The sequence below is a fragment of the Streptosporangium brasiliense genome (genome assembly GCF_030811595.1).
In the GTDB taxonomy this organism is placed as follows: Bacteria; Actinomycetota; Actinomycetes; order Streptosporangiales; family Streptosporangiaceae; genus Streptosporangium; species Streptosporangium brasiliense.
Genome location: NZ_JAUSRB010000002.1, coordinates 3186680 through 3206221 on the forward strand (window position 1 = coordinate 3186680; position 19542 = coordinate 3206221).

At 71.4% G+C, this 19542-nt stretch carries 16 protein-coding genes; 9 read left to right on the plus strand and 7 right to left on the minus strand.

Annotated elements, in window-relative coordinates:
• Window positions 1–96 precede the first annotated feature (96 nt).
• Window positions 97–603, minus strand: a complete 507-nt coding sequence (locus tag J2S55_RS23320) for a TetR/AcrR family transcriptional regulator (RefSeq protein ID WP_306864766.1) — start codon at window positions 601–603, stop codon at window positions 97–99.
• Window positions 604–713: 110 nt separating this feature from the next.
• Here J2S55_RS23320 and J2S55_RS23325 point away from each other — a divergent pair, with 110 nt between their 5' ends.
• The gene (locus J2S55_RS23325; protein WP_306864769.1) at window positions 714–1877 is read left to right on the plus strand and encodes a cysteine desulfurase family protein; all 1164 of its coding nucleotides are present in this window, start codon (window positions 714–716) and stop codon (window positions 1875–1877) included.
• A 150-nt stretch (window positions 1878–2027) separates the two neighbouring features.
• Here the strand turns inward: J2S55_RS23325 and J2S55_RS23330 are convergent, their stop codons facing one another.
• On the minus strand, window positions 2028–3074 hold the full coding sequence (locus tag J2S55_RS23330) for a DUF695 domain-containing protein (protein ID WP_306864772.1): 1047 nt from the start codon (window positions 3072–3074) through the stop codon (window positions 2028–2030).
• A 59-nt stretch (window positions 3075–3133) separates the two neighbouring features.
• Between J2S55_RS23330 and mnmA the strand changes: the two genes are divergently transcribed.
• The 4 genes from mnmA to J2S55_RS23350 all read left to right on the plus strand — a co-directional run bounded on the left by mnmA (window position 3134) and on the right by J2S55_RS23350 (window position 7437).
• On the plus strand, window positions 3134–4204 hold the full coding sequence (mnmA, locus tag J2S55_RS23335; RefSeq protein WP_306864775.1) for a tRNA 2-thiouridine(34) synthase MnmA: 1071 nt from the start codon (window positions 3134–3136) through the stop codon (window positions 4202–4204).
• 216 nt (window positions 4205–4420) lie between these two features.
• Entirely contained in the window at window positions 4421–4816 is a 396-nt protein-coding gene (locus J2S55_RS23340; RefSeq protein WP_306864778.1) for a YbaB/EbfC family nucleoid-associated protein, read from the plus strand.
• On the plus strand, window positions 4813–5130 hold the full coding sequence (locus J2S55_RS23345) for a hypothetical protein (protein WP_306864782.1): 318 nt from the start codon (window positions 4813–4815) through the stop codon (window positions 5128–5130). The genes J2S55_RS23340 and J2S55_RS23345 overlap by 4 nt, the downstream gene beginning before the upstream one ends.
• 6 nt (window positions 5131–5136) lie before the next feature.
• A complete protein-coding gene (locus J2S55_RS23350; RefSeq protein ID WP_306864785.1) occupies window positions 5137–7437 on the plus strand; it encodes a WXG100-like domain-containing protein in 2301 nt (766 codons plus the stop codon).
• A gap of 55 nt (window positions 7438–7492) precedes the next feature.
• Here J2S55_RS23350 and J2S55_RS23355 read toward each other — a convergent pair whose 3' ends face one another.
• From J2S55_RS23355 to J2S55_RS23370, 4 genes are all read right to left on the minus strand, one after another.
• The gene (locus tag J2S55_RS23355; protein ID WP_306864788.1) at window positions 7493–7960 is read right to left on the minus strand and encodes a hypothetical protein; all 468 of its coding nucleotides are present in this window, start codon (window positions 7958–7960) and stop codon (window positions 7493–7495) included.
• 216 nt (window positions 7961–8176) lie between these two features.
• Entirely contained in the window at window positions 8177–8818 is a 642-nt protein-coding gene (locus J2S55_RS23360; RefSeq protein ID WP_306864791.1) for an MBL fold metallo-hydrolase, read from the minus strand.
• A gap of 44 nt (window positions 8819–8862) precedes the next feature.
• The gene (locus tag J2S55_RS23365; protein WP_306864795.1) at window positions 8863–10080 is read right to left on the minus strand and encodes a transglycosylase SLT domain-containing protein; all 1218 of its coding nucleotides are present in this window, start codon (window positions 10078–10080) and stop codon (window positions 8863–8865) included.
• Window positions 10077–10379, minus strand: a complete 303-nt coding sequence (locus tag J2S55_RS23370; protein ID WP_306864799.1) for a hypothetical protein — start codon at window positions 10377–10379, stop codon at window positions 10077–10079. The genes J2S55_RS23365 and J2S55_RS23370 overlap by 4 nt, the downstream gene beginning before the upstream one ends.
• Before the next feature lie 459 nt (window positions 10380–10838).
• Between J2S55_RS23370 and J2S55_RS23375 the strand changes: the two genes are divergently transcribed.
• The 3 genes from J2S55_RS23375 to J2S55_RS23385 are packed head-to-tail and all read left to right on the plus strand — an operon-like array spanning window position 10839 to window position 13675.
• On the plus strand, window positions 10839–11375 hold the full coding sequence (locus J2S55_RS23375) for a hypothetical protein (RefSeq protein WP_306864802.1): 537 nt from the start codon (window positions 10839–10841) through the stop codon (window positions 11373–11375).
• 5 nt (window positions 11376–11380) lie between these two features.
• A complete protein-coding gene (locus J2S55_RS23380) occupies window positions 11381–12301 on the plus strand; it encodes a hypothetical protein (RefSeq protein WP_306864804.1) in 921 nt (306 codons plus the stop codon).
• Window positions 12302–12337: 36 nt separating this feature from the next.
• A complete protein-coding gene (locus J2S55_RS23385; protein WP_306864807.1) occupies window positions 12338–13675 on the plus strand; it encodes a hypothetical protein in 1338 nt (445 codons plus the stop codon).
• 153 nt (window positions 13676–13828) lie between these two features.
• Here the strand turns inward: J2S55_RS23385 and eccCa are convergent, their stop codons facing one another.
• Window positions 13829–17881 (minus strand): type VII secretion protein EccCa, encoded by a 4053-nt coding sequence (gene eccCa, locus J2S55_RS23390; RefSeq protein WP_306864809.1) that lies wholly within the window; start codon window positions 17879–17881, stop codon window positions 13829–13831.
• 148 nt (window positions 17882–18029) lie between these two features.
• On the opposite strand from eccCa, the gene eccD reads away from it, so the two are divergent.
• Window positions 18030–19475 carry a type VII secretion integral membrane protein EccD gene (gene eccD, locus J2S55_RS23395; RefSeq protein WP_306864813.1) on the plus strand — a complete coding sequence of 482 codons (1446 nt, stop codon included), beginning with the start codon at window positions 18030–18032 and terminating at the stop codon, window positions 19473–19475.
• The last annotated feature ends 67 nt before the right edge of the window (window positions 19476–19542 follow it).

A 19542-nucleotide genomic window follows, 5' to 3' on the forward strand; every position in this document is an offset into this window, starting at 1 on the left:
TCAATGATGTTTCAGTCGCTGAAAATTGGGCACACACAAAACGGTCGCTTCCGCAGAGCGGAAGCGACCACCAATGCGTGCGGAGAGTGATCCCGCCTAGGCGGGCAGCAGGTCCAGCAGACGCCGTTTCAACTCGGCGTAGTGGTCGTCGTCGTAAAGGTCGGGGTCGTGGCTGGCCACGTCCCACAGACCCTCGCAGGCCAGGCGCACGATCTGCGCGGCGGCGGGGTCGGGCTCGGTGGCGAGCCCCTCGCGGTGCCAGCGGGCCATCGCCAGCCGCAGGGGAGCGAGCAGATAGAGGTTGCCGGAGGCGCCGGTGACCACCGCCCAGCGTCGCAGCCTGCCGCTCTGCACGGCGGCGAACGTGGCGGCCAGATAGTTCTTGGTGTAGGTGTCGTGGCCCTGGGCGGCGATGAGCTGGTCGAAGTCTTCGATCAGCCGCTCGACCATGCTTTTGATCAGGGCTTCTTTGGTGGCGAAGTGATAGAGCAGGCCGCCCTTGCTGCATCCGGCGCGCTCTGCGACGGCTGCCAGGGTGAGCGCCTGAGAGCCCTGGTCGCAGAGCAGATCCTCTGCCGCGTCCAACAGCTCTTCCCGTCTCATGCAAGCTACTGTACCGTCTGGACGGTTCAGTGGTCAAACCCGGGATGGCGCGCCTCAGGAGCGCGGATACGCTTGGAAGGCAATAGAGGGCTGGGGAGGGGAGTGCGGCCGTGGAGTCCGCCTATCTCGATCACGCGGCGACCACGCCGATGCTTCCCGAGGCGATCGAGGCGATGACCGCCCAACTCGGCCGGGTCGGCAACGCGTCGTCGCTGCACGCGGCGGGCCGCCGCACCCGCCGGGTCGTGGAGGAGGCGCGCGAGACCATCGCCGACGCGCTCGGCGCCCGGCCCAGCGAGGTGGTCTTCACCTCCGGCGGCACCGAGGCCGACAACCTGGCCATCAAGGGCCTCTACTGGGCACGTCGGGCCAACGGGGCGAGCCGGATCCTGATCAGCGCGGTGGAGCACCACGGCGCGCTGGACCCCGCGCACTGGCTGGGCGACCGTCAGGGCGCGACCGTCGAGCTGCTGGAGGTCGACGAGTTCGGCCGGGTGCACCCGCAGACCCTCCGCGCCGCCATCGAACGCGACCCCGACAGCGTCGCCCTGGTGAGCGTGATGTGGGCGAACAACGAGGTCGGTACCGTCCAGCCGGTCCGGGTGCTCGCCGGGATCGCCCGCGACCACGGCATCCCCTTCCACACCGACGCCGTGCAGGCCGTCGGCCAGCTCCCGGTCGCGTTCGCCGACTCCGGCGTCGACGCGCTGACGATCTCCGGCCACAAGGTCGGCGGGCCGATGGGCGTCGGCGCGCTGCTGCTGGCCCGGGGCGTGGACCCGGTGCCGGTGCTGCACGGCGGCGGTCAGGAGCGCGACGTGCGCTCGGGCACGCTCGACGCCCCCTCGGTGGCCGGGTTCGCCGCGGCGGTGCAGACCTCGGTGGCCCGCCAGGCCGAGACGTCGGCGCGGCTGGTCGGTCTGCGCGACGACCTGATCCGCAGGGTCCGCCAGGCCGTGCCCGACGTGATCCTCAACGGCGATCCGGTGAACCGGCTCCCCGGCAACGCGCACTTCTCCTTCCCCGGCTGCGAGGGCGACGCGCTGCTCATGCTCCTGGACGCCAAGGGCGTCGAGTGCTCCACCGGCTCGGCGTGCTCGGCGGGGGTGGCCCAGCCCTCCCACGTCCTGCTCGCCATGGGCGCCGACGCGGTCCGGGCGCGGGGCTCGCTCCGCTTCTCCCTCGGCCACACCTCGACCGAGGCCGACGTGGACCGGCTGGCCGCCGTCATCGGCCTGGTCGTCGAGCGCGCCCGCCGCGCGGGTCTGGGCTGACCGTCGGGCCGGTCCATCGCGGTCTCGGTGTCGGGCGCGTCCGCCGTACGGGTCTGGGCTGACCGTCGCGCGGGTCTGTGCCGCCCGCCGCGGCCGCGGGCGCACGCCGTCCGCGGCCGTGTCCGGGGCACGCGGGGGCATGCGGGGGGATCAGGTCAGGAAGGGCGAGACCGCGGTCCAGCCGGGGTCGCCGACCACGTCGACCCGGGGCCGGCCCTCCTCCCAGCTCACGATCAGCTCCTTGGCGTGGATGGCCGCCTCGCCCACGGGGTCGGCGTATACGTGCAGCACCCGCTGGCCCTCGGCGCTCATGTGCGCGGCGAACACGGCGCTGCCGTGCAGCCTGCTGATCCGGCCGGCGAGGCGCTCCTCGAAGTCGCGCAGGGCCTCCAGGGACCGTCCGGCGGGCAGCCCGTCGGCATCGCGGTGCAGGTAGGGCAGGGTGATCGCGATGTGCTGGTCGAACAGGGGATAGTCGACAGGGCGGAGCGGATAGCGGGCGGTGGCGATCAGGCGGGCCCCGGTGGCGGTCTCCCCCTCCAGGAGCGCCCACTGCTCGTCCTGGAAGCCGGAGGCCAGGTCGGAGACCACGCTGGGCAGGTGCACGGCGGGCACCGCGTCGATCGGCGGGAAACCGGCGGCGGAGATGTCGCCGACCCAGCGGGCCACGTCGTCCTCGCCGAGCAGCCAGTCGAGGGCGAGCAGGGCGGCCTCGGTCCTGGTGTCGTCGTCGAGGATGTCGAAGATCGGGTGGTGGGCGACCACGTCGACGCGGGGGGCGCCCAGGGGGGCCCGCAGGCCGAGCACGAGCTTGTCCAGCGCGAACTCGTAGCCGCCCACGTCGAGCGTGAGGTCCATGGCGTGCGGGTTGGCCTGCCGGGACGGGTGGAACTCCCACAGGGCGTCGGCGGCGGGCGCGGCCGCGGCCCAGCGGTGCGCGGTGGGGCGCAGTTCCGGATCCCCGGCGGAGGTGACCACGAGCGCCTGCTCGGAGCCGAGCCCGGGGGCGATCTCCCACACCAGGGAGGGGTGGACGACCTGGACGGCCGGCCCGATCCACTCGGCCAGCCGGTCGGCCTCGCCCGCGGCGACCATCGCGTCGAGCTCCGGCCTCGCCTCGGCCCACCACGTCCAGAACTCGCCGATGCCGTCGGCCGGATCGGAGGTGAATTCGCTCTTGCGCCCGAACAGTCGCATGACCCCGGATTCTCCCAGCACGACGGGGTGCACGCCAACGCGGGTACGCTCAGGGTGTTATGAGACTTCGTGTGCTTGCCGCCATGTCCGGCGGCGTCGACTCCGCCGTGGCGGCCGCCCGCATCGCCGAGGCAGGCCATGACGTCACCGGCGTGCACCTGGCGCTCTCGGCCAACCCGCAGTCGTATCGGACCGGCGCCCGGGGGTGCTGCACGATCGAGGACTCGCGAGACGCCCGCAGGGCCGCCGACGTGATCGGCATCCCCTTCTACATCTGGGACATGGCCGAGCGCTTCCACCGCGACGTGGTCGAGGACTTCGTCAGCGAATACGCCGCCGGCCGTACGCCCAACCCCTGCCTGCGCTGCAACGAGAAGATCAAGTTCGAGGCGGTCCTCGACCGGGCCCTCGCGCTGGGCTTCGACGCGGTGGCCACCGGCCACCACGCGCGGATCGTCGACGGCGTGCTGAGCCGCAGCCCCGACGAGGGCAAGGACCAGTCCTACGTGCTCGGCGTGCTCACCAGGGAGCAGCTCAAGCACGCGATCTTCCCGCTGGGCGACTCGACCAAGGCGCAGGTCCGCGAGGAGGCCGCGCGGCGCGGCCTCATGGTGGCCGACAAGCCCGACAGCCACGACATCTGCTTCATCGCCGACGGCGACACCCGGGGCTTCCTCGCCGACCGCCTCGGCGCGGCGCAGGGCCCGATCGTCGACGAGTCCGGCTCGGTCGTCGGCAGGCACGAGGGCGCCTACGGCTTCACCGTCGGCCAGCGCAAGGGTCTGCACATCGACCGCCCGGCCGCCGACGGCCGCCCCCGTTACGTGCTGTCGATCGAGCCGGTCTCCAACACCGTCACGGTCGGTCCCCGCTCGGCCCTGGAGGTCACGGAGATCGTGGCCACCCGGCCGGTCTGGAACGGCCCGGTGGCCGAGCCGCGCGAGCCGCTGGCCTGCACGGTCCAGCTCCGCGCCCACGGAGAGGTGTACGGCTGCCGCGCCCAGGTCTCCGGTGCGGAGGTCCACATCACGCTGGAGGCGCCCGCCACCGGTGTCGCCGCCGGTCAGGCGGCGGTCCTCTACCTGGGAGACACCGTGATCGGGTCGGCCACGATCGCCTCCGCGATCTGACCGGTCCCGGATCCGCGAGGCGGTCGATCCGGGACGCCGGCGTCAGACGGCCAGCCGGCCCGCCCGGATGGGGGCGCATGCCCGCGTGGGGACCCTCATCCGTGGCGTGAACGCGTGAGGCGCTCCTGAGGTGAATGTGCGGAGAGCTTCGCACCCGAACCTTGTTCCATTAATAATGGGCGGCATGTCTGGAATGTTTGGTGCGGGTGACTGCCGATGACGGACGAGTTCCGGGCCGTGATGGATGGGCTCGTCGAGGACTACAACCGGCAGGCCGGGCAGCTGCGCGAGATGTACGGCAAGCTCAGAGAGCTGACCGCGACCGCGCGGTCGGAGGACCGGATGGTGACCGTGACCGTGGGAGCGCGCGGCCAGGTGCGGGACATCCAGTTCGATCCCCGGGTCTATCGCAAGCTGTCACCGTCGGAGCTGGCGCAGTCGGTCATGGATCAGATCGGGGCGGCGACGGCCGAGGTGGCCGAGCGGACCCGTGAGCTGATGGCTCCCTTCGTGCCGGAGGGCCTGCCCTACGAGGAGATCTTCGGGGAGGGGGCGGACTTCGCGTCCTTCCTGCCCCAGCCCATGGAGCCGCTGCCGGAGGAACGCGGGTGACGGGGCCGTTCGACGGCTATTACGCGGCACCCGAGGAGATACGCCTCCGGAGGGCGGGGCAGTTCGGCGACGAGCGTGACCACGTCGAGGAGCAGCGCGCGGCGCTGGAGCAGGTCTTCCTGCGAGAGGGGATGCCGCTCGGAGACGATCAGTACGGCGCGGAGCTGGAGAAGAATCTCCCGAAGATCAAGGATTCGATCTTCGGCGCCTTCAAGGCGTACACCGACGAGCTCGAGAGCGTGCGCGTGCGGCTGATCACCGGTGCCGGTGGATACCGGTCGGCTGACAGTCCCGGCTTCTTTCCCGGCGCGTGACCCCGCATGGGATTCGACGGTTTCCTGGTGCCGGACTGGGTGAAGCCGTGGGTGGGCTGGGTCGTGGGGACGGACTGGCCGGAGGGCGACGAGTCGGGATGCTTCCGGTTGGCGGACGCGTGCGCGGCGACGGCGCGGAGTGTGGCTGAAGGGGGACCGCACGGTGGCCCCGGCACGATGCGGGCGGCCCGGCCGGACTCCGACTGGGACGGGACGGCGCTGCGGGCGTTCGCCGACCACGTGCGCCAGGTGTCGGGCGGCAAGCAGGCCGAACTGGTGGACCGGCTGGTGGCGGCGGCGCTGGAGTTCAACCGGGTGGGCGTGAACGTCGAGTACACCAAGCGGATGATCGAGGTTTCGGTCTGGCTGCTGATCTTCCAGATCGTCTGGTTGCTGGCGGCGGCGGCCGGGCCGTGGGGCGGGGTGTCGCTGGCGTTGATCGGAGCCAGGGCGCAGCTGGCCCGGATGACGGTCCGGCAGATCGCCATACGGCTGATGATCAACATCGGGCTGTTCGGCGGTCTGATGGCCGGGATGGATCTGGGAGTGCAGGCGTCCCAGTCGCGACGTGACGAGATCGACTGGCGCCAGGTCCTGGCGTCCGGTGGGACGGGCGCGCTGGCGGGAGCTTTTCTGACAGGCATGTCGGGCGGCCTGTCGCGGCTGGCTACCGGAGGTCTGCAGGCCGGACTGTCCCGGGCGGAGATGTCGGCGCTGGAGAAGCTGCTGGTGGCATCGGGCCGATCGATGTGGGGACTGATGGGGCAGTCGGGGCTGGCCAACGGCGCCGCCACGGCGGTCAGCCTTGGGTTGAGCGGCCACTTCGACTGGGAGATGGTGCTCAAGGGGACCACGGCGGGCGTGGTCGGAGGCGCGGACGCGCACTGGACGGGCGCGAGCCCGTCATGGCACGGCAAGGACGGCGGGACGGGCGGGGAGGGCCCTCGGGGCGGACCGGAGCCGCAGCGCGGCGGCTCCGACGTCCCTCCGGGACCGGACGGCCCCGCCGGCGGCCGTCCGATGGGCACGGAGGTCGACCCGACGGCGCTCCCCGGTGGCGCTCACGACTCGGCGGGACAGGCCCGTGAAACGGTGGGTCCAGGCAGGGAGCCGGTCGGCGAGTCGGTCACCGAACTGGCGCACGCCGTGCCCGCCGGTACGGCACGGCCAGAAGTCGGGCGGCCGGAAGGTGGGCGGCCGGAAGGCGGTCCGCCCCGCGCTGACGGTCCGTCCCCGCACCCCGCCGGCCTGCCGCATCAGGCCCCTACCCGTCCCGGTGGGGAGACGGGCCCGGGGCAGGCCGCGCCGGGGGCCACCGGTGGGCGGTCCGGCGCGGCACCCGCCGACGGCGCTCCGGGCCCGGCGCGCTCCACCATCGACAGGTTGATCAACTGGGGTGACTACCTGGCCGACGAGCCCGCCGCGAGACCGCAGGACGCACCGGCGCCGCACCGCGGTGAGGCGGCCGGGCGGTCCGAGGGTGAGGGTCCGGAGGATGGTGGGGCGGCCGGGCGGTCCGAGGGTGAGGGGCCGGAGGGGGAAGGGCCGGAGGGGGAGGGCTCTGACACGCGAGACGCGGTCATGAGCGATACCGGCGACGGCGGCCAGAATCATGCGGCGGAGCAGCCGAGCCTCTCGCCGGAGCAACTGCGGGAACTGGCCGATGTCCAGGCCGAGGGACAGCAGATCCTCTCGGACCGGTTCGGTGACTCCGCTCCCACGGTGGACTACACGTCCGTGCCGATACATCCTGACGTCGCGCGGGAGTACAACCGGGTGCTGAGCGAGCTCGCGGACAGGTTCCCGGCGGTGATGAGCGAGGTGGGCACGGTCAGCACGGGCGATCCGATGAACAGGTTCACCCAGCCTGTGGGGGGTTACTCCGTGCTGAGCGGCCCCGACAAGGGGATCTATCTCAACCCCCGCTATCTGCACGACCCCGGGCAGGTCGCTGACCTGTACGGGGCCCGGATGCGGGCGGGCTGGCTGTCGCTCGGTTACGAGGACCTCGGCGCGGTCCTCCACCACGAGTTCGGCCACCACCTGGTCTCACACATGCCCTACAGCGTGGAGCGGGCGCTGATGCAGGCGGTCAGGGAGGTGATCGGCGCGCGGGTCGGCCTCGACACGCCGTTCCTCCCGCATACCGCCGAGAAGGTGGAGGGGGCGTTGTCGCGTTACGGTGCCAGCGACCCGCACGAGATGATCGCCGAGGCGTTCGCCGAATACATGGGGGCGGGCACGCCACGCCTGCTCGCCCTCGCCATCGGCCAGATCCTGGAGTCCTACCACATGGGCGGGCGGTGACGGTGATCACCGAACCGGTGCCGGTGGGGCGGACCGTCTCGCCCGGGACCGGCTCTCAGGAGGCGCCGGTCAGGCTCTCGTAGAGACGCAGCACGCTCTCCTGGCCCTCCCGGAGGACGAAGCGGACGCCTCCGTCGCCGGGATACTCCTCCCGGTGGTCGAATCCGCCGAGGAAGATCGCGTCCGGCACCTTGTCGGGGAAGGCGTCGCAGTATGGCGTCCACATGTCCACCGTGGTCCGCGCCTCAGGATTGCGTCTCAGGCGCAGGCGGGCGCACGCGTCACAGATGCTCGGATCTCGGAGCACGGATGTCTCCCTTCGCAGGATGCCGTCGAGCCTACTCAAGCTCCTCGTCCGTCCGGCGCGGAGGGAGGGCACCCGCACGCCGGTGGCCGGATCCCGGCCGCCCTGGACGCCGGGGACCGGCGGCGATGCCGCCTGGCACTTGGCGGTGATCGCGCCGGCGGCCACCATGCTCGGGATCGGCCGGTAGCAGGGGTTGGACGCGTGTCCAGGCGTCATCGGTGGGTCCGTGGCGACGGATCATGTGCTTCACCGAGTCACGTCATCGTGGTTCCGTCAGGGAAACCGGTCGACGGCCGGGGAGTGTGAGGGGCCGGTAGGCCCCTCATCTGGAGTTGGGGCAGAGTCCCGATCGAGCGCGGACCGCGCGCAGCGCGGAGGCTCGGCGAGGCCCGCGCTCGGCGCACAGTGGTCTACAGAACAGGGCCAGGTGTGCTAGGGCAGCGTGACCGACTCACCCGGCTTCAGGCGGCGGATCTCGGCCTTCTGCCGGTCCGCCTCCAGGCCCAGCCACGAGTCGATCAGGCCGAGACCGGTGTCGTTGAGCAGCCCGTCGTGGGTGGAGAAGGCCCTGGCCGGGCGGATCTGGCGCAGGTATTCCACCATCTCCGCCGCCTTCATCCACGGCGCGTTGGTCGGCACCATGAGGGTGGGGACCTCGACCCCGGGCGGGGTGAAGGCGTCACCCGGGTAGAAGACCTCCTCCTCCACCAGGAACCCGACATTGCGCACGGTGGGCATGTCCGGATGGTTGGGGGCGTGCCACTCGCCGACGACCCGCACCGCGAAGCCCGCCGTGTCGAAGGTGTCGCCGTGCCGTACGACCTGGATCTTCGCCGGGACGTCGGTGAGCGTGGCGGCCACGCCCTCGTTGGTCCAGATCTCCAACGCCGGGTTGGCCTCGGCGGCCCGGCGCAGCCGGTCGGCCTCCACGTGGTCGAAGTGCTCGTGGGTGATGAGAACGGTGTGCGCCCCCTCCAGCGCGGACTCCTCGCTGAAGGATCCCGGGTCGATCACCAGGATCGAGTCGCCCTTCTCCAGGCGGACGCACGCGTGTCCATACTTCGTGAGCTTCATCGACTCAGCCTAACGGGGGGCATGGCGGCCGGGGCCGCCCGGCCTCAGTAGGGCTTGTAGCCGCCGCCGCGCTCGATGGAGGCGATGCCGGGATGCCCGCCGAGAGATCCGTAACGGCCGTAGGTGTACAGGACTCCGGCGATGATGTTGTCGACAGGGTCCTTGATCACCTTGTGGCCCTCGGGGCTCCAGGCGGCGAACGTGGGCGGGATCGTCTGCATCAGGCCCTGGGACGGGACGCCGTTCCTGGCGTTGATGTCCCAGTTGTTCTGCGCGTTGGGGTTGCCGCCGGACTCGTGGAAGATGATCGTCCAGATCCGCTCGACGTCCTTCGGGTCGTTGGGATCCAGGTCCTTGACCTTCTCCAGGAGACCCTTCCTGGACAGGAAGCCGTCGATCTTTCCCGACCTGATGATCGTGAGCGCCTCCTTGATCCACTCCACGAGCTTCTCCTTCGGCGCGGGGACGGTCCCGCCCGGCGACGTGCCGCCGGAGCCGATCACGCCGGACACGTCCCCGCCGGAGCCGCCGGAGCTGCCAGCGCCGCCGCTCCCGCCCGAGCCGCCGTTCGCGCCGGCGAGCGTCGTCCGGCTCGGGTCGTCCAGCGGGGTTTTCTTCCAGTCGAGGGTGCGGCCGTCCCCCGGCGTGAACTTCTCGTCACCGGCCACCGGGATGTCGGAGAAGGTGATCGCCCGGTTGTCCATGTGCTTCTTCAGGTCGGCCACCGCCTTGGTGACGGCGCCGTTGGCGTTGTTGAGATGGACCCGGGCATCGGCGACGGCCTTGTCGACCGTCGGCTGGATCCCGGCGGTGCGTTGCTGCTCCGTCTGGTTGGGATTGTTGGTGCAGTAGGTGTTCCAGTCGGTCACGAGCTTGTTGACGATGCCGTTCACCTCGGTCTCGGCGGTGCCGAGGGCGTCGGCGGCGGTGTCGAGGGCGCCCGCGCAGTCGGCCAGCGCGAGGTGCATCGCGTCACCGGCCTTGCCGTACTTGCGCATGTGGTTGTCGAACGCCTCCGCCGAAGCGCCCTGCCAGGCCCGGTCCACCCCGTTCACCGTGCGGATGAGCGTGATGGTGTGCTCGCTCACCTTGCCCGCCGTGGCCCGCCACCGGGTGGCGATCGCCTTGATCGATTCCCGGTTGCCGTTGACCTTCATGGCGATGTCGAGCAGTTCCGAGCTGCCCGGGACGACAGGGGTCAGCGGTTGCCTGTCACCGTCCCGGTCGGTCAGCGGTTGCCTGTCGCCGTCCCTGTCGGTCATCGGCGGCCCCCCGGAGGCTCGTCGGCGGTGCGGAGGTTGGTCTCCACTTCCTGTAGGGCATCCCTGACGGAACGGAGCCGCGTCGCGGCCCAGCCGAGCTCGCTGTCGATCTCGTTCTCGATGCCGTCGATGGCCCGCGCCAGATTTACGGAGTCGGTCAGCCCTCCGAGGATGAGCGAGTCGGTCGAGCCGGCGGGGTTGGGATAGCCCCCGGCGAGGCCGTCGAAGTCCACCGCCCGGTTGTTCGCCGCCGTGCGGCACGTCTCAAGTGCCTCGAAGTGAACGTCAACACCTGCCACGCAGCCGACCCCCTCCAGCGCTGACACATGGTCGATGAGCGTTGATCATAGTGGATAGCGGTATATCTGGGGGGATTTGTTCCGTCTGTCGCCGGTCCGGCGGGGACGCCGCGGAAGATTCCGCCGGGCACCTCGGAAACGGCCTCCGAGTGTCACGGTCCGTCCGCCGTCCCTCCGCGCCGTTGACACCGTGCCCGTCCGCCACCGGCCGCCGGCATTTCTGAATGCCATGTCTCGCCGCGTTAAATGCGCTGTTCACTGTCGAAACGGATATCGCCACGGTTGCGGCGGAAGTAAGTCGCGGGGCCGTGTTTGCGCTGGCCACCCGCCTGTTACGGCGTCTTTTAATCGGTGACACGCCGGGCGCGGCGATCTTGCATCGAGTATGTGCGTCGCTACTTTATGCATGCGTCTCGTCGATGCGCGGAAACCAATTCCCCATTTCGCCGGAAGAAGGACATGCACAGCATCCGCATATCTGGTCTCGTCGTCATGCTCACCTCGGCACTGGCGGTGACCACTGTCTGCGCCCTCACCCCCGCGGCCGTCGCGGCGGCGGCGGCCACTTCCTCCCGCACCGCCGTCCAGCCGGATCCGCCGCAGGAGCCGGCGGAGGAGCCCTGCCCCGGCGGGGAGCCGAAGCCGTGCGGCGCGCCGAAAGAGGAACGGGACAGCGTCGACTCCGGCCGCCAGGACGCCAAGAAGGACATCGCCGCGGCCAAGGAGGACATCGCCACGGCCAAGGAGAAGGTCGGGCAGTGCCCTCCCGGGTCGAAGCAGTGCATGGAGAGCCTCATCGGCGACGGCGCCCAGCAGCAGAAGGGCATCGACGACACCCGGCGGACGCTGGACGACTTCCGGCCCGCGCCGTCGGACAACGCCGCGTCGGTCATCGACGCGACATGTGACGCGTTCGGCGCGGATCTGCCCGCCGTGTTCAAGTCCTCCGAGTATTTCTCCCAGCTGACCGGTGTCTGCGAGCTGATGAACCCGTGATCGCCATGAACTCCCGTATCCGCAGGATGTCACTGCTGTCCGTCGCCGCCCTGGTCACGCTCACGCCGGCGGCCGCGTCCGCCGGACCCCAGCCCGGCGTGCCCGTCGCGCAGGCGTTCGACGGAGACAGGCCGCTGCCGTCGACGAGCCGGGCGGTCGAGCAGTGCGCCGCCGACCCCGGCAACTGCCGTTTCCGGATCGACCCGGGCGCGTCCCGCGAGTACTACAGCGCCGTCAAGTCGCTCGGCAACGCGGTCATCAACTGCACCGACGACCCGATCACGGTGCAGCGCCAGGTCACCCTGCGCACCGGCAGCACCGACAACCTCGGCGGCGAGATCACCGGCTCCATCACGGTGGAGGGACAGGTCAACGCCTCCGGCGAGGTCTCCGCCCAGGTGACCGGGGAGGGCAGTGGGACCTTCACCACGCCGAACACGAAGGAGGGCCCCTACGCCACGCTCGGGGCCAAGGGCGGCGCCACCGGCAGCGGCAAGCTGGCGGGCTCGCTCGGCGCCAAGGGCGCCTTCCAGGGCGCCTTCAAGCTTCACTACCAGCGCAGCTGGACCACCGAGAACACCGAGTCCACCAGCTACACCACCACCGTCCGCTCCGGCGACGCCCTGGTGTTCGGGGCCAGCTCCGCCATGCAGCGGGTAGCCGGGAAGATCACCGCAGGCAGCGGTCTGGAGGTGCGCGACGTCGTCGTCGACGGCCCCTCAACCGTCAACACCAGCACCTTCGTCGCCGACACCTTCACCGTGCCGGGCAACACCTGCGAGCGGCTGCGCCCGGCGGGCAGGACCGCCGTGGACGACACCACCAACCGCCCCACCCGCATGGCCGACCTCTCGACGGTCCTGCCCGCGCTGCCGCGGGGCGCACGGCTGAAGGAGCACACCGTGTTCGCCTTCGAGCGTTCCTGACCGTCCCGCCAGAGCACCCCTTCCGTGGAGATCATCATGAGAACACCGCACACTCCCGTCTGGGCCGGCGCGGTCCGGGCCACCGTCGTCACCGGCGCCCTGTGCCTGGGCCTGCCCGCGGTCGCGCAGCCCTCGCACGCCGCCCGGCTCGACAGCGAGCAGGTCGCCGTCATCAACGGGGACTTCGCACTGCCCGCCTTCGCCGGCACCGGCCCGGACTGGGCGGCGGTCCAGGGCTGGTCCGTGGGCTCGACCTACGGATCCGGCACCGCGTACGGTGTCGGACGCTACTCCGGCGCGGCCGCCGGGCACCCGAGCGGCAAGGCGGCCGTCATGCTCCGCTTCCCGACGGCCGCGACCTACTCCTTCAAGCAGCGGCTGCGCGGCGTGCGCGCCGGCGCCCAGGTCACCGTCACCTTCGACGACAGCCCGGGTGTCGCCACCGCCTGCACCCCGGCGTCCGTCGCCTCGGGCCAGTCCTACACCGTCGAGGGCTCCGGCGGCCAGGTCGACAACCGGACCACCGCCCCCGACCCGGACAAGAAGGCCAACACCCTCGGCAAGGGCGTCTGGCGCACCGGGCAGACCTACACCTTCACCGCCGGCGAGCACGAGCCGCTGCTCACCTTCACCTCCCAGGTGCCCGCCGCCGACAACGCCAACGGATACTGCGGTCCCATGATCGCCGCCGTGCGGGCGGTCCAGGTCCCGCCCCCGGTGGACAAGTCCATCCCGAAGACCGCCCTGCCGGCCTCCCAGGCCTTCTACGGCAATGACCGCAGGACGGTGGCCGAGGCGGTGAACCACTGCGCCGGCGCGCCGAACAGATGCGCCTTCACCCCGGAGGAGGCCTACTCCTACGCCTACTACGAGCCCGCGAAGGTCAACAGCGACACCTACATCAACTGCACCCGCAACGCCCTCACCCGCAACCGCCCCGTCACCTTCGCCGGACGCTCCTACGGTGACCTGCCGGCCAACGCCGGGCTGCCCGGGGGCGTGGCCGGGACCCCGGTCAGCAACATGTCCCAGCAGTTCACCGCCGGCACCGGGACCAGCCCCAGCTGGAGCACCGCCATCACCCACAACGTCACCGAGATCGTCCAGCCCTCGGAGGCGTCCTGGATCGAGACCCAGGCCGGCCGCCGGCGTACCGAGGGCTGGTTCACCTCCACCCCGGCGCCCGCCGACCCGCACACCGAGTGGCGCCTGTACACCGTCCTCGACTACTCCTCCGTCGAGCTGTCCGACCGCGTCTACCAGCGCACCGGCCCGATGACCGCGTCCGAGAAGCAGCGCTGCCAGTCCGACCGCCCCAGCGCCACCACGCCCGTCGGCGCCGGCGCCCCCGCGGGCGGCGAGCGCACTCCCTGACCGGCCGCCCATCCGGGACGGTCTCACCAGGGGCCGGGCAGCCGTGGACGATCGGCTCCCCGGCCTCAGGTCACGGTCGCCGCGGCGGGACCTGAGACCGGCCCTCGCAGCCCGCGCCCGCACGCCCCCGCGGGCGCGGGCTGCCCGCCGCCCTTACTGCGCCTCCCCTTCCGGCTCCCGCGGCTCATCCGGCTGCGGCTCCTGCGGCTCATCCGGTTCCTGCGGCTCGTCCGGCGGCAGGTACGCGGTCTGCGTGAGCCTGGCACCGAACTTCCTGTCGACGTAGTAGCCCCGGCCCGGCGGGAGCGGATGCGGCCGCACGTTGCCGAACAGGAAGCCCTCGTCCTTGTTGCCGGACAGGATCACCGCGGGGCTGGCCATGTCCTTCATCCGCTGGATGAGCGGGTCGTACATCGCCCGGCCGACGCCGCCCATCGCCCGCGACATGATCAGGTGCAGCCCGATGTCACGGGCCTGCGGCAGCAGGTCCGCCAGCGGCAGCAGCGGGTTCGCCGAGGTCGCGACCAGGTCGTAGTCGTCGACGACGATGTACAGGTCCGCCCCCTGCCACCAGCTTCTCGTCCGGAGCTGCTCGGGGGTGAGGTCGGCCGGGGGCAGCCGGTTGAGCAGCGCGGCGCGCACGTCGTTGATCAGCCCCGTCGCCGCCGCGCTGGAGGCGGCGTAGCCGATGCGGTGCTCGGTGACGGCGGAGTCCAGCAGCGCCCGCCGGTAGTCGATCACGATCATCCTGGCCTCGTACGGCGTGCGCCGGGCGACCAGGCCCTCGGTGATCAGGCGGAGCAGGTTGGACTTCCCGCTCTCGGTGTCGCCCACCACGATGAAGTGCGGGTCGGTGTCGAAGTCGATCATGACGGGCGACAGGGTGGCCTCGTCGATGCCGATCGGGATCCGGCCCGGCCCCGTCTGCTCCGGGTCGGGCAGCGTCTCGGCCGGCAGCACCGGCGGCAGCAGCCGCACGCCGGGGGCGGGGGGACCCTGCCAGGCATCCCTGACCGCGTGGACGAGCGCCCGCACGCCGACGGACAGGTCCTCGGCCTTCTGGACGCCGTCGATCCTGGGGAGCGCGGACAGGAAGTGCAGCCCCTCCCTGGTGAGCCCGCGGCCCGGGACCCCCTCGGGCACGGCCAGCGCCGACTTGCGGTTGACCTCGGACTCGTAGGCGTCACCGAGCTTGAGCTCCACCCGGGTGCCGAACAGGTCCCGGATGCCCGCCCGGAACTCCGACCACTTGTTGGTGGAGGCGACGACGTGGATGCCGTAACCGAGGCCACGGCCGGCCAGGTCGGTGATGACGGGTTCGAGCGACTCGAAGTCCTGCCGGACGGTCAGCCAGCCGTCGATCACCAGGAAGACGTCACCGAACTTGTCTCCCTCGATCGTCCCGTCGGCGACCTGGCGCCGGTAGGTGAGGATCGAGTCGATCCCCTGCTCGGTGAAGTCGCGTTCCCGCTGTTCGAGGAGGGCGGAGATCTCGGCGACCGTGCGGCGGACGCGGTCGCCGTCGAGACGGCTGGCGACCCCGCCCACGTGGGGCAGCCCCTCCAGCGAGACGAGCGAGCCGCCGCCGAAGTCCAGGCAGTAGAACTGCACCTCGCGCGGGGTGTGCATGAGCGCCATGCTGGTGATCAGCGTGCGCAGCACCGTGCTCTTGCCGCTCTGCGTGCCCCCGGCGACGCCGACGTGGCCGGCCGCCCCCGACATGTCCAGCCAGAACGGGTCGCTGCGCTGCTCGAACGGCTTGTCGATGAGGCCCACGACGGCGTGGAGCTGGCCCCGGCCGCCCCACCCGGTCGTGCTGAGCCCGAACTCCGGCGTGGCCGACAGCGGCGGGAGCAGGTGGGCGAGGGTCGGGGGCTCGCCCAGCGGGGGCAGCCAGATCCGGTGTGCGGGCGGTCCCTGGCCGTTCAGCCTCTCCACCACGATGTCGAGCAGACTGACCGAGCCCCTCTCCGGAGGCGCGTCCGCCGACGTCAGCTCCTTCTTGGGCTCCTCCACGACGGGGACCGGGGCGAAGTCCGGGCCGTACTCCACCACCTGCCGCAGCGGACCCTGCCCGTCCGGCACCGCCGCGTTACGGGGGTCCACCTGGTAGGACCCGGACACGTAGGCGGCCTTGAACCGGGTCATCCCGGTGGTGTCGAACTTGAGATAGCCGTTGCCGGGGGCGGAGGGCAGCTCGTAGGCGTCGGCGACGCCGAGCACGACCCGGCTCTCCATCGCCGAGAAGGTGCGCAGGCCGACCCGGTAGGACAGGTGGGTGTCCAGACCGCGCAGCCGTCCCTCCTCCAGCCGCTGGGAGGCCAGCAGGAGGTGGACGCCGAGGGATCGGCCGAGCCGGCCGATCATCACGAACAGCTCGATGAACTCGGGTTTGGCCGACAGCAGCTCGCTGAACTCGTCGATCACGACGAACAGCGTGGGCATCGGCTTGAGGTCGACGCCCTGCTCGCGGGCGCGCTCGTAGTCGCGCAGGGAGGCGTAGTTGCCGGCGGCGCGCAGCAGCTCCTGGCGGCGGACCATCTCCCCGTGCAGGGCGTCGTACATGCGGTCGACGAGGGGCAGCTCGTCTTCGAGGTTGGTGATGACCGCCGAGACGTGGGAGAGGGTGTCGAGGCCCAGGAAGGTGGCGCCACCCTTGAAGTCGACCAGGACGAAGTTCAGGATCTCCGACGAGTGGGTGATCGCCAGACCGAGCACCAGGGTCCGCAGCAGCTCGCTCTTGCCCGACCCGGTGGCGCCGATGACCAGGCCGTGCGGCCCCATGCCGCCCTGCGCCGACTCCTTGATGTCGAGTTCGACCAGGCGCCCGTCCACGCCGAGGCCGATCGGCACCCGCAGCCGGTTGCGCCCGGCCCTGGGCCGCCACGCCAGCGCCGCGTCGAGGCGGGTCGGGTCGCCGACGCCGAGCAGGTCGGTCAGGGAGGTGTTCATCGAGAGCACGTCCTGCGTCTCCCCGCCCTTGGCGGTCGACACGCGCAGCGGGGCGAGCTGGCGGGCCAGCCCCTCGACCCGCAGGAAGTCCAGCCGGTCGGGGTCGCCGAGGCGGGTCGAGGTCTCCTTGCCGGCGTGGTCGATCTTCACCATGAAGAAGCCGTCCTCCTGGATGTCCAGCCGGAGGGTGTTCTTCTCCTCGATCGGTCCCGCCGACCCGGACAGGTCGATCACGGTGACGCCCTGGATGGCGTCGGTGCCGAGCTGGGAGTCGTGCGGCACGTGGCCGCCGTCGATGATCAGCACGTGGTACGGCAGGGCGTCGGAGGAGGCGCCGGGCCTGAACCGCGCGCGCTCCTTCAGCTCCGGGCCGAGCAGCCGGTCGAGCTCGCCGAGGTTCTCCGCCATCAGCCGCACCTGGCCGGCGGCGTCGGTCTCCTCCGGGTGCAGCGCGTGGGGCAGCCACTTGACCCAGTCCCACTGGGTCATCCACTCCTTGCTCGCGCACACCATGATCCGCATGTCGTCGGGGGAGTGGAACACGGTCATCTGGGCGATCATCGCCCGCACGAGCTCGCGCACGGCGACCGGGTCGCCGGTCAGGTTGATCCGGGCGAAGGAGTGCAGGGCCACGGCCACCGGCAGTTCGGCGACCGTCGAGTGCGCCCGGACGAATCTGCGCAGCGCGCCGGCCGACAGGGCGTCCAGATCCTCGACCGGCTTGGAGTCGGGCGGGATCAGCTGGACGGCGAGCTTCTGCACACCCGTGCCGAGCCGTACCGTGCCGAAGTCGTCGTCGCGGGGCCGCCGCTCCCACAGGCGCTGGCCCATCGCCACCCACCACAGCGAGTCGGGGGCGGGGCCGCTCCATTCGAGGGCCTCGCGCTGCTGCGTGGCCGCCCGCCGCACCTTCTTGCGGACCTGGGAGAGATAGCGGAAGTAGTCGCGGCGCAGGCCGTTGAGCCGCTGCTTGCGCTCACCGGACTGGCGGCCGATCTGGCCCAGCGTCATGCCCATCATGGATATGGCGAACAGGCCGCTCGCCACGTACATGATCGGGTTGGAGTTGCCGCCGGCGGTGAACATCAGGCCCATCGCGGCGCCGCCGGCGACCATCGGCAGATAGGTGAGCACCGCGGTGAACCCCTGGGACTGGACCTCGGGGATCTCCGGCGGAGACTCGAGCAGGATCTCGCCCCGCGGCGGCTTGGGCGGTGGCCGGCGCTCCGGGCGCCGTACGATGACGATGCTCACCCTGGAATCGCCCCCCTGATCGTTTGCGGTCCTTTCCTACCAGAAAACGTTTATGTGCGGCTGTCGCGCATGATCCCCGTTCTCCCCGATACCGTATCCGTGGATGTCCATGATGTCCGTGATGCCTGTGGTGAGAGGGAGTACGACTGTGAGGTCGCTGGCTCAACCGCCCGCTCAGGGGCCGATGCTGCAGAGCGCGCTGGCGCAGTTCGCCCCGCCGCTGCCGACCCTGTGCCACGTCACGATCGTGGCCCCCCGCAGGAAGGTCGATCTGGCGCTGCCCGCCGACATCCCGCTGCCCCACGTGCTGCCGAGCCTGCTGCGCGCGGTCGACGAGGTGGGCGGCGACTCGGCGGCGGCCCCCGGATGGGTGCTCCAGCGGCTCGGCGGCCCCCCGCTCGACATCGGCCAGAGCCTCGGCGCCCTGGGCGTGCTCGACGGTGAGGTGCTCTACCTCAGGCCGCGCGAGGCCGTGCTGCCCCCCGCGATGTTCGACGACGTGGCCGACGTGGTCGCCACCGGCGTCACGGAGGGGAACGGGAAGTGGACCGACCGGCACACCCGCCTGGTGGGGGTGGGGGTCGCGACCGCGGTCCTGGTCGCCGGTTCGGCGGCCCTGGCGCTGACGGGGCCGCCGTGGACGGTCTCCGCGGTGCTCGCCGGGGTGTTCGCGTTCCTGCTGATCGTCGCGGGCACCGCGCTGTCCCGGGCCGTGGGCGACTCGCCCGCGGGCGCGCTGATCGGCTACGCGGCCCTGCCGTACGGCTTCTTCGCCGGGCTGATGGCGCCGGCGGGCGCCGGGGGCGCGTTCGGCTTCGGCGCGCCGAACATGCTCGCCGCCTTCGCCACCGTCGGCCTCGTGGCCACCATCGGCGTGATCGCGATCGCCGACGGCGTGCCGGGCTTCCTCGGCACCGCGATCGCCTCGATGGCCGGATCGCTGAGCGCCGCCGTCGTGATGATCTCCGGTGCCTCCGCCGCGGGAGTCGCCGCGGTCACCCTCGCGATCCTGCTGGCCTTCAGCCCGCTGATCCCGATGCTGTCCTTCCGGCTGGCCCGCCTGCCGATGCCCACGATGCCGACCAGCGCCGACGAGCTGCGCAACGACAACCAGCAGATCGACGGGGCCTCCATCCGGGAGCGCACCGTCCACGCGCAGCGCTACGCGACCGGGCTGGTCGCCGGGGTCGGCATGGTGGCGCTGGTCGCCCTGCTGTATCTCGCGATGGCCGACGGCTGGGTCGCCGTGGCCACCGCGTCGACGCTGTCGCTGACGCTCATCATGCGGGCCCGGGTCTTCCAGGGGCTCGGCCAGCGGCTCTGGCTGATCGTCTCCGGCCTCGTCGGGATCGTCACCCTCGTGATCTCGCACGTCGCCGGCGTGGGCGGCGTGGCGGCGGTCGCCGCGGTGATGGGGCTGCTGGGCGTCGCGGTGATCTCGGCGGTCATCGGGCTGTGGCTGCCGTCCGGGAAGCCCTCCCCCTTCTGGGGGCGCGCCGGGGACATCCTGGAGGTCCTGCTGATCGTCTCGCTGTTCCCGCTCGCCCTCGGCGTGCTGGACGTCTACTCCTGGGTGCGCGGTCTGGCGGGCTGAGCGCGGGCCGGAGAGATCACCAGGTCGGTGTCCCGAAAGTACGGGAATCGGTTAGGTTGTTGCGGAA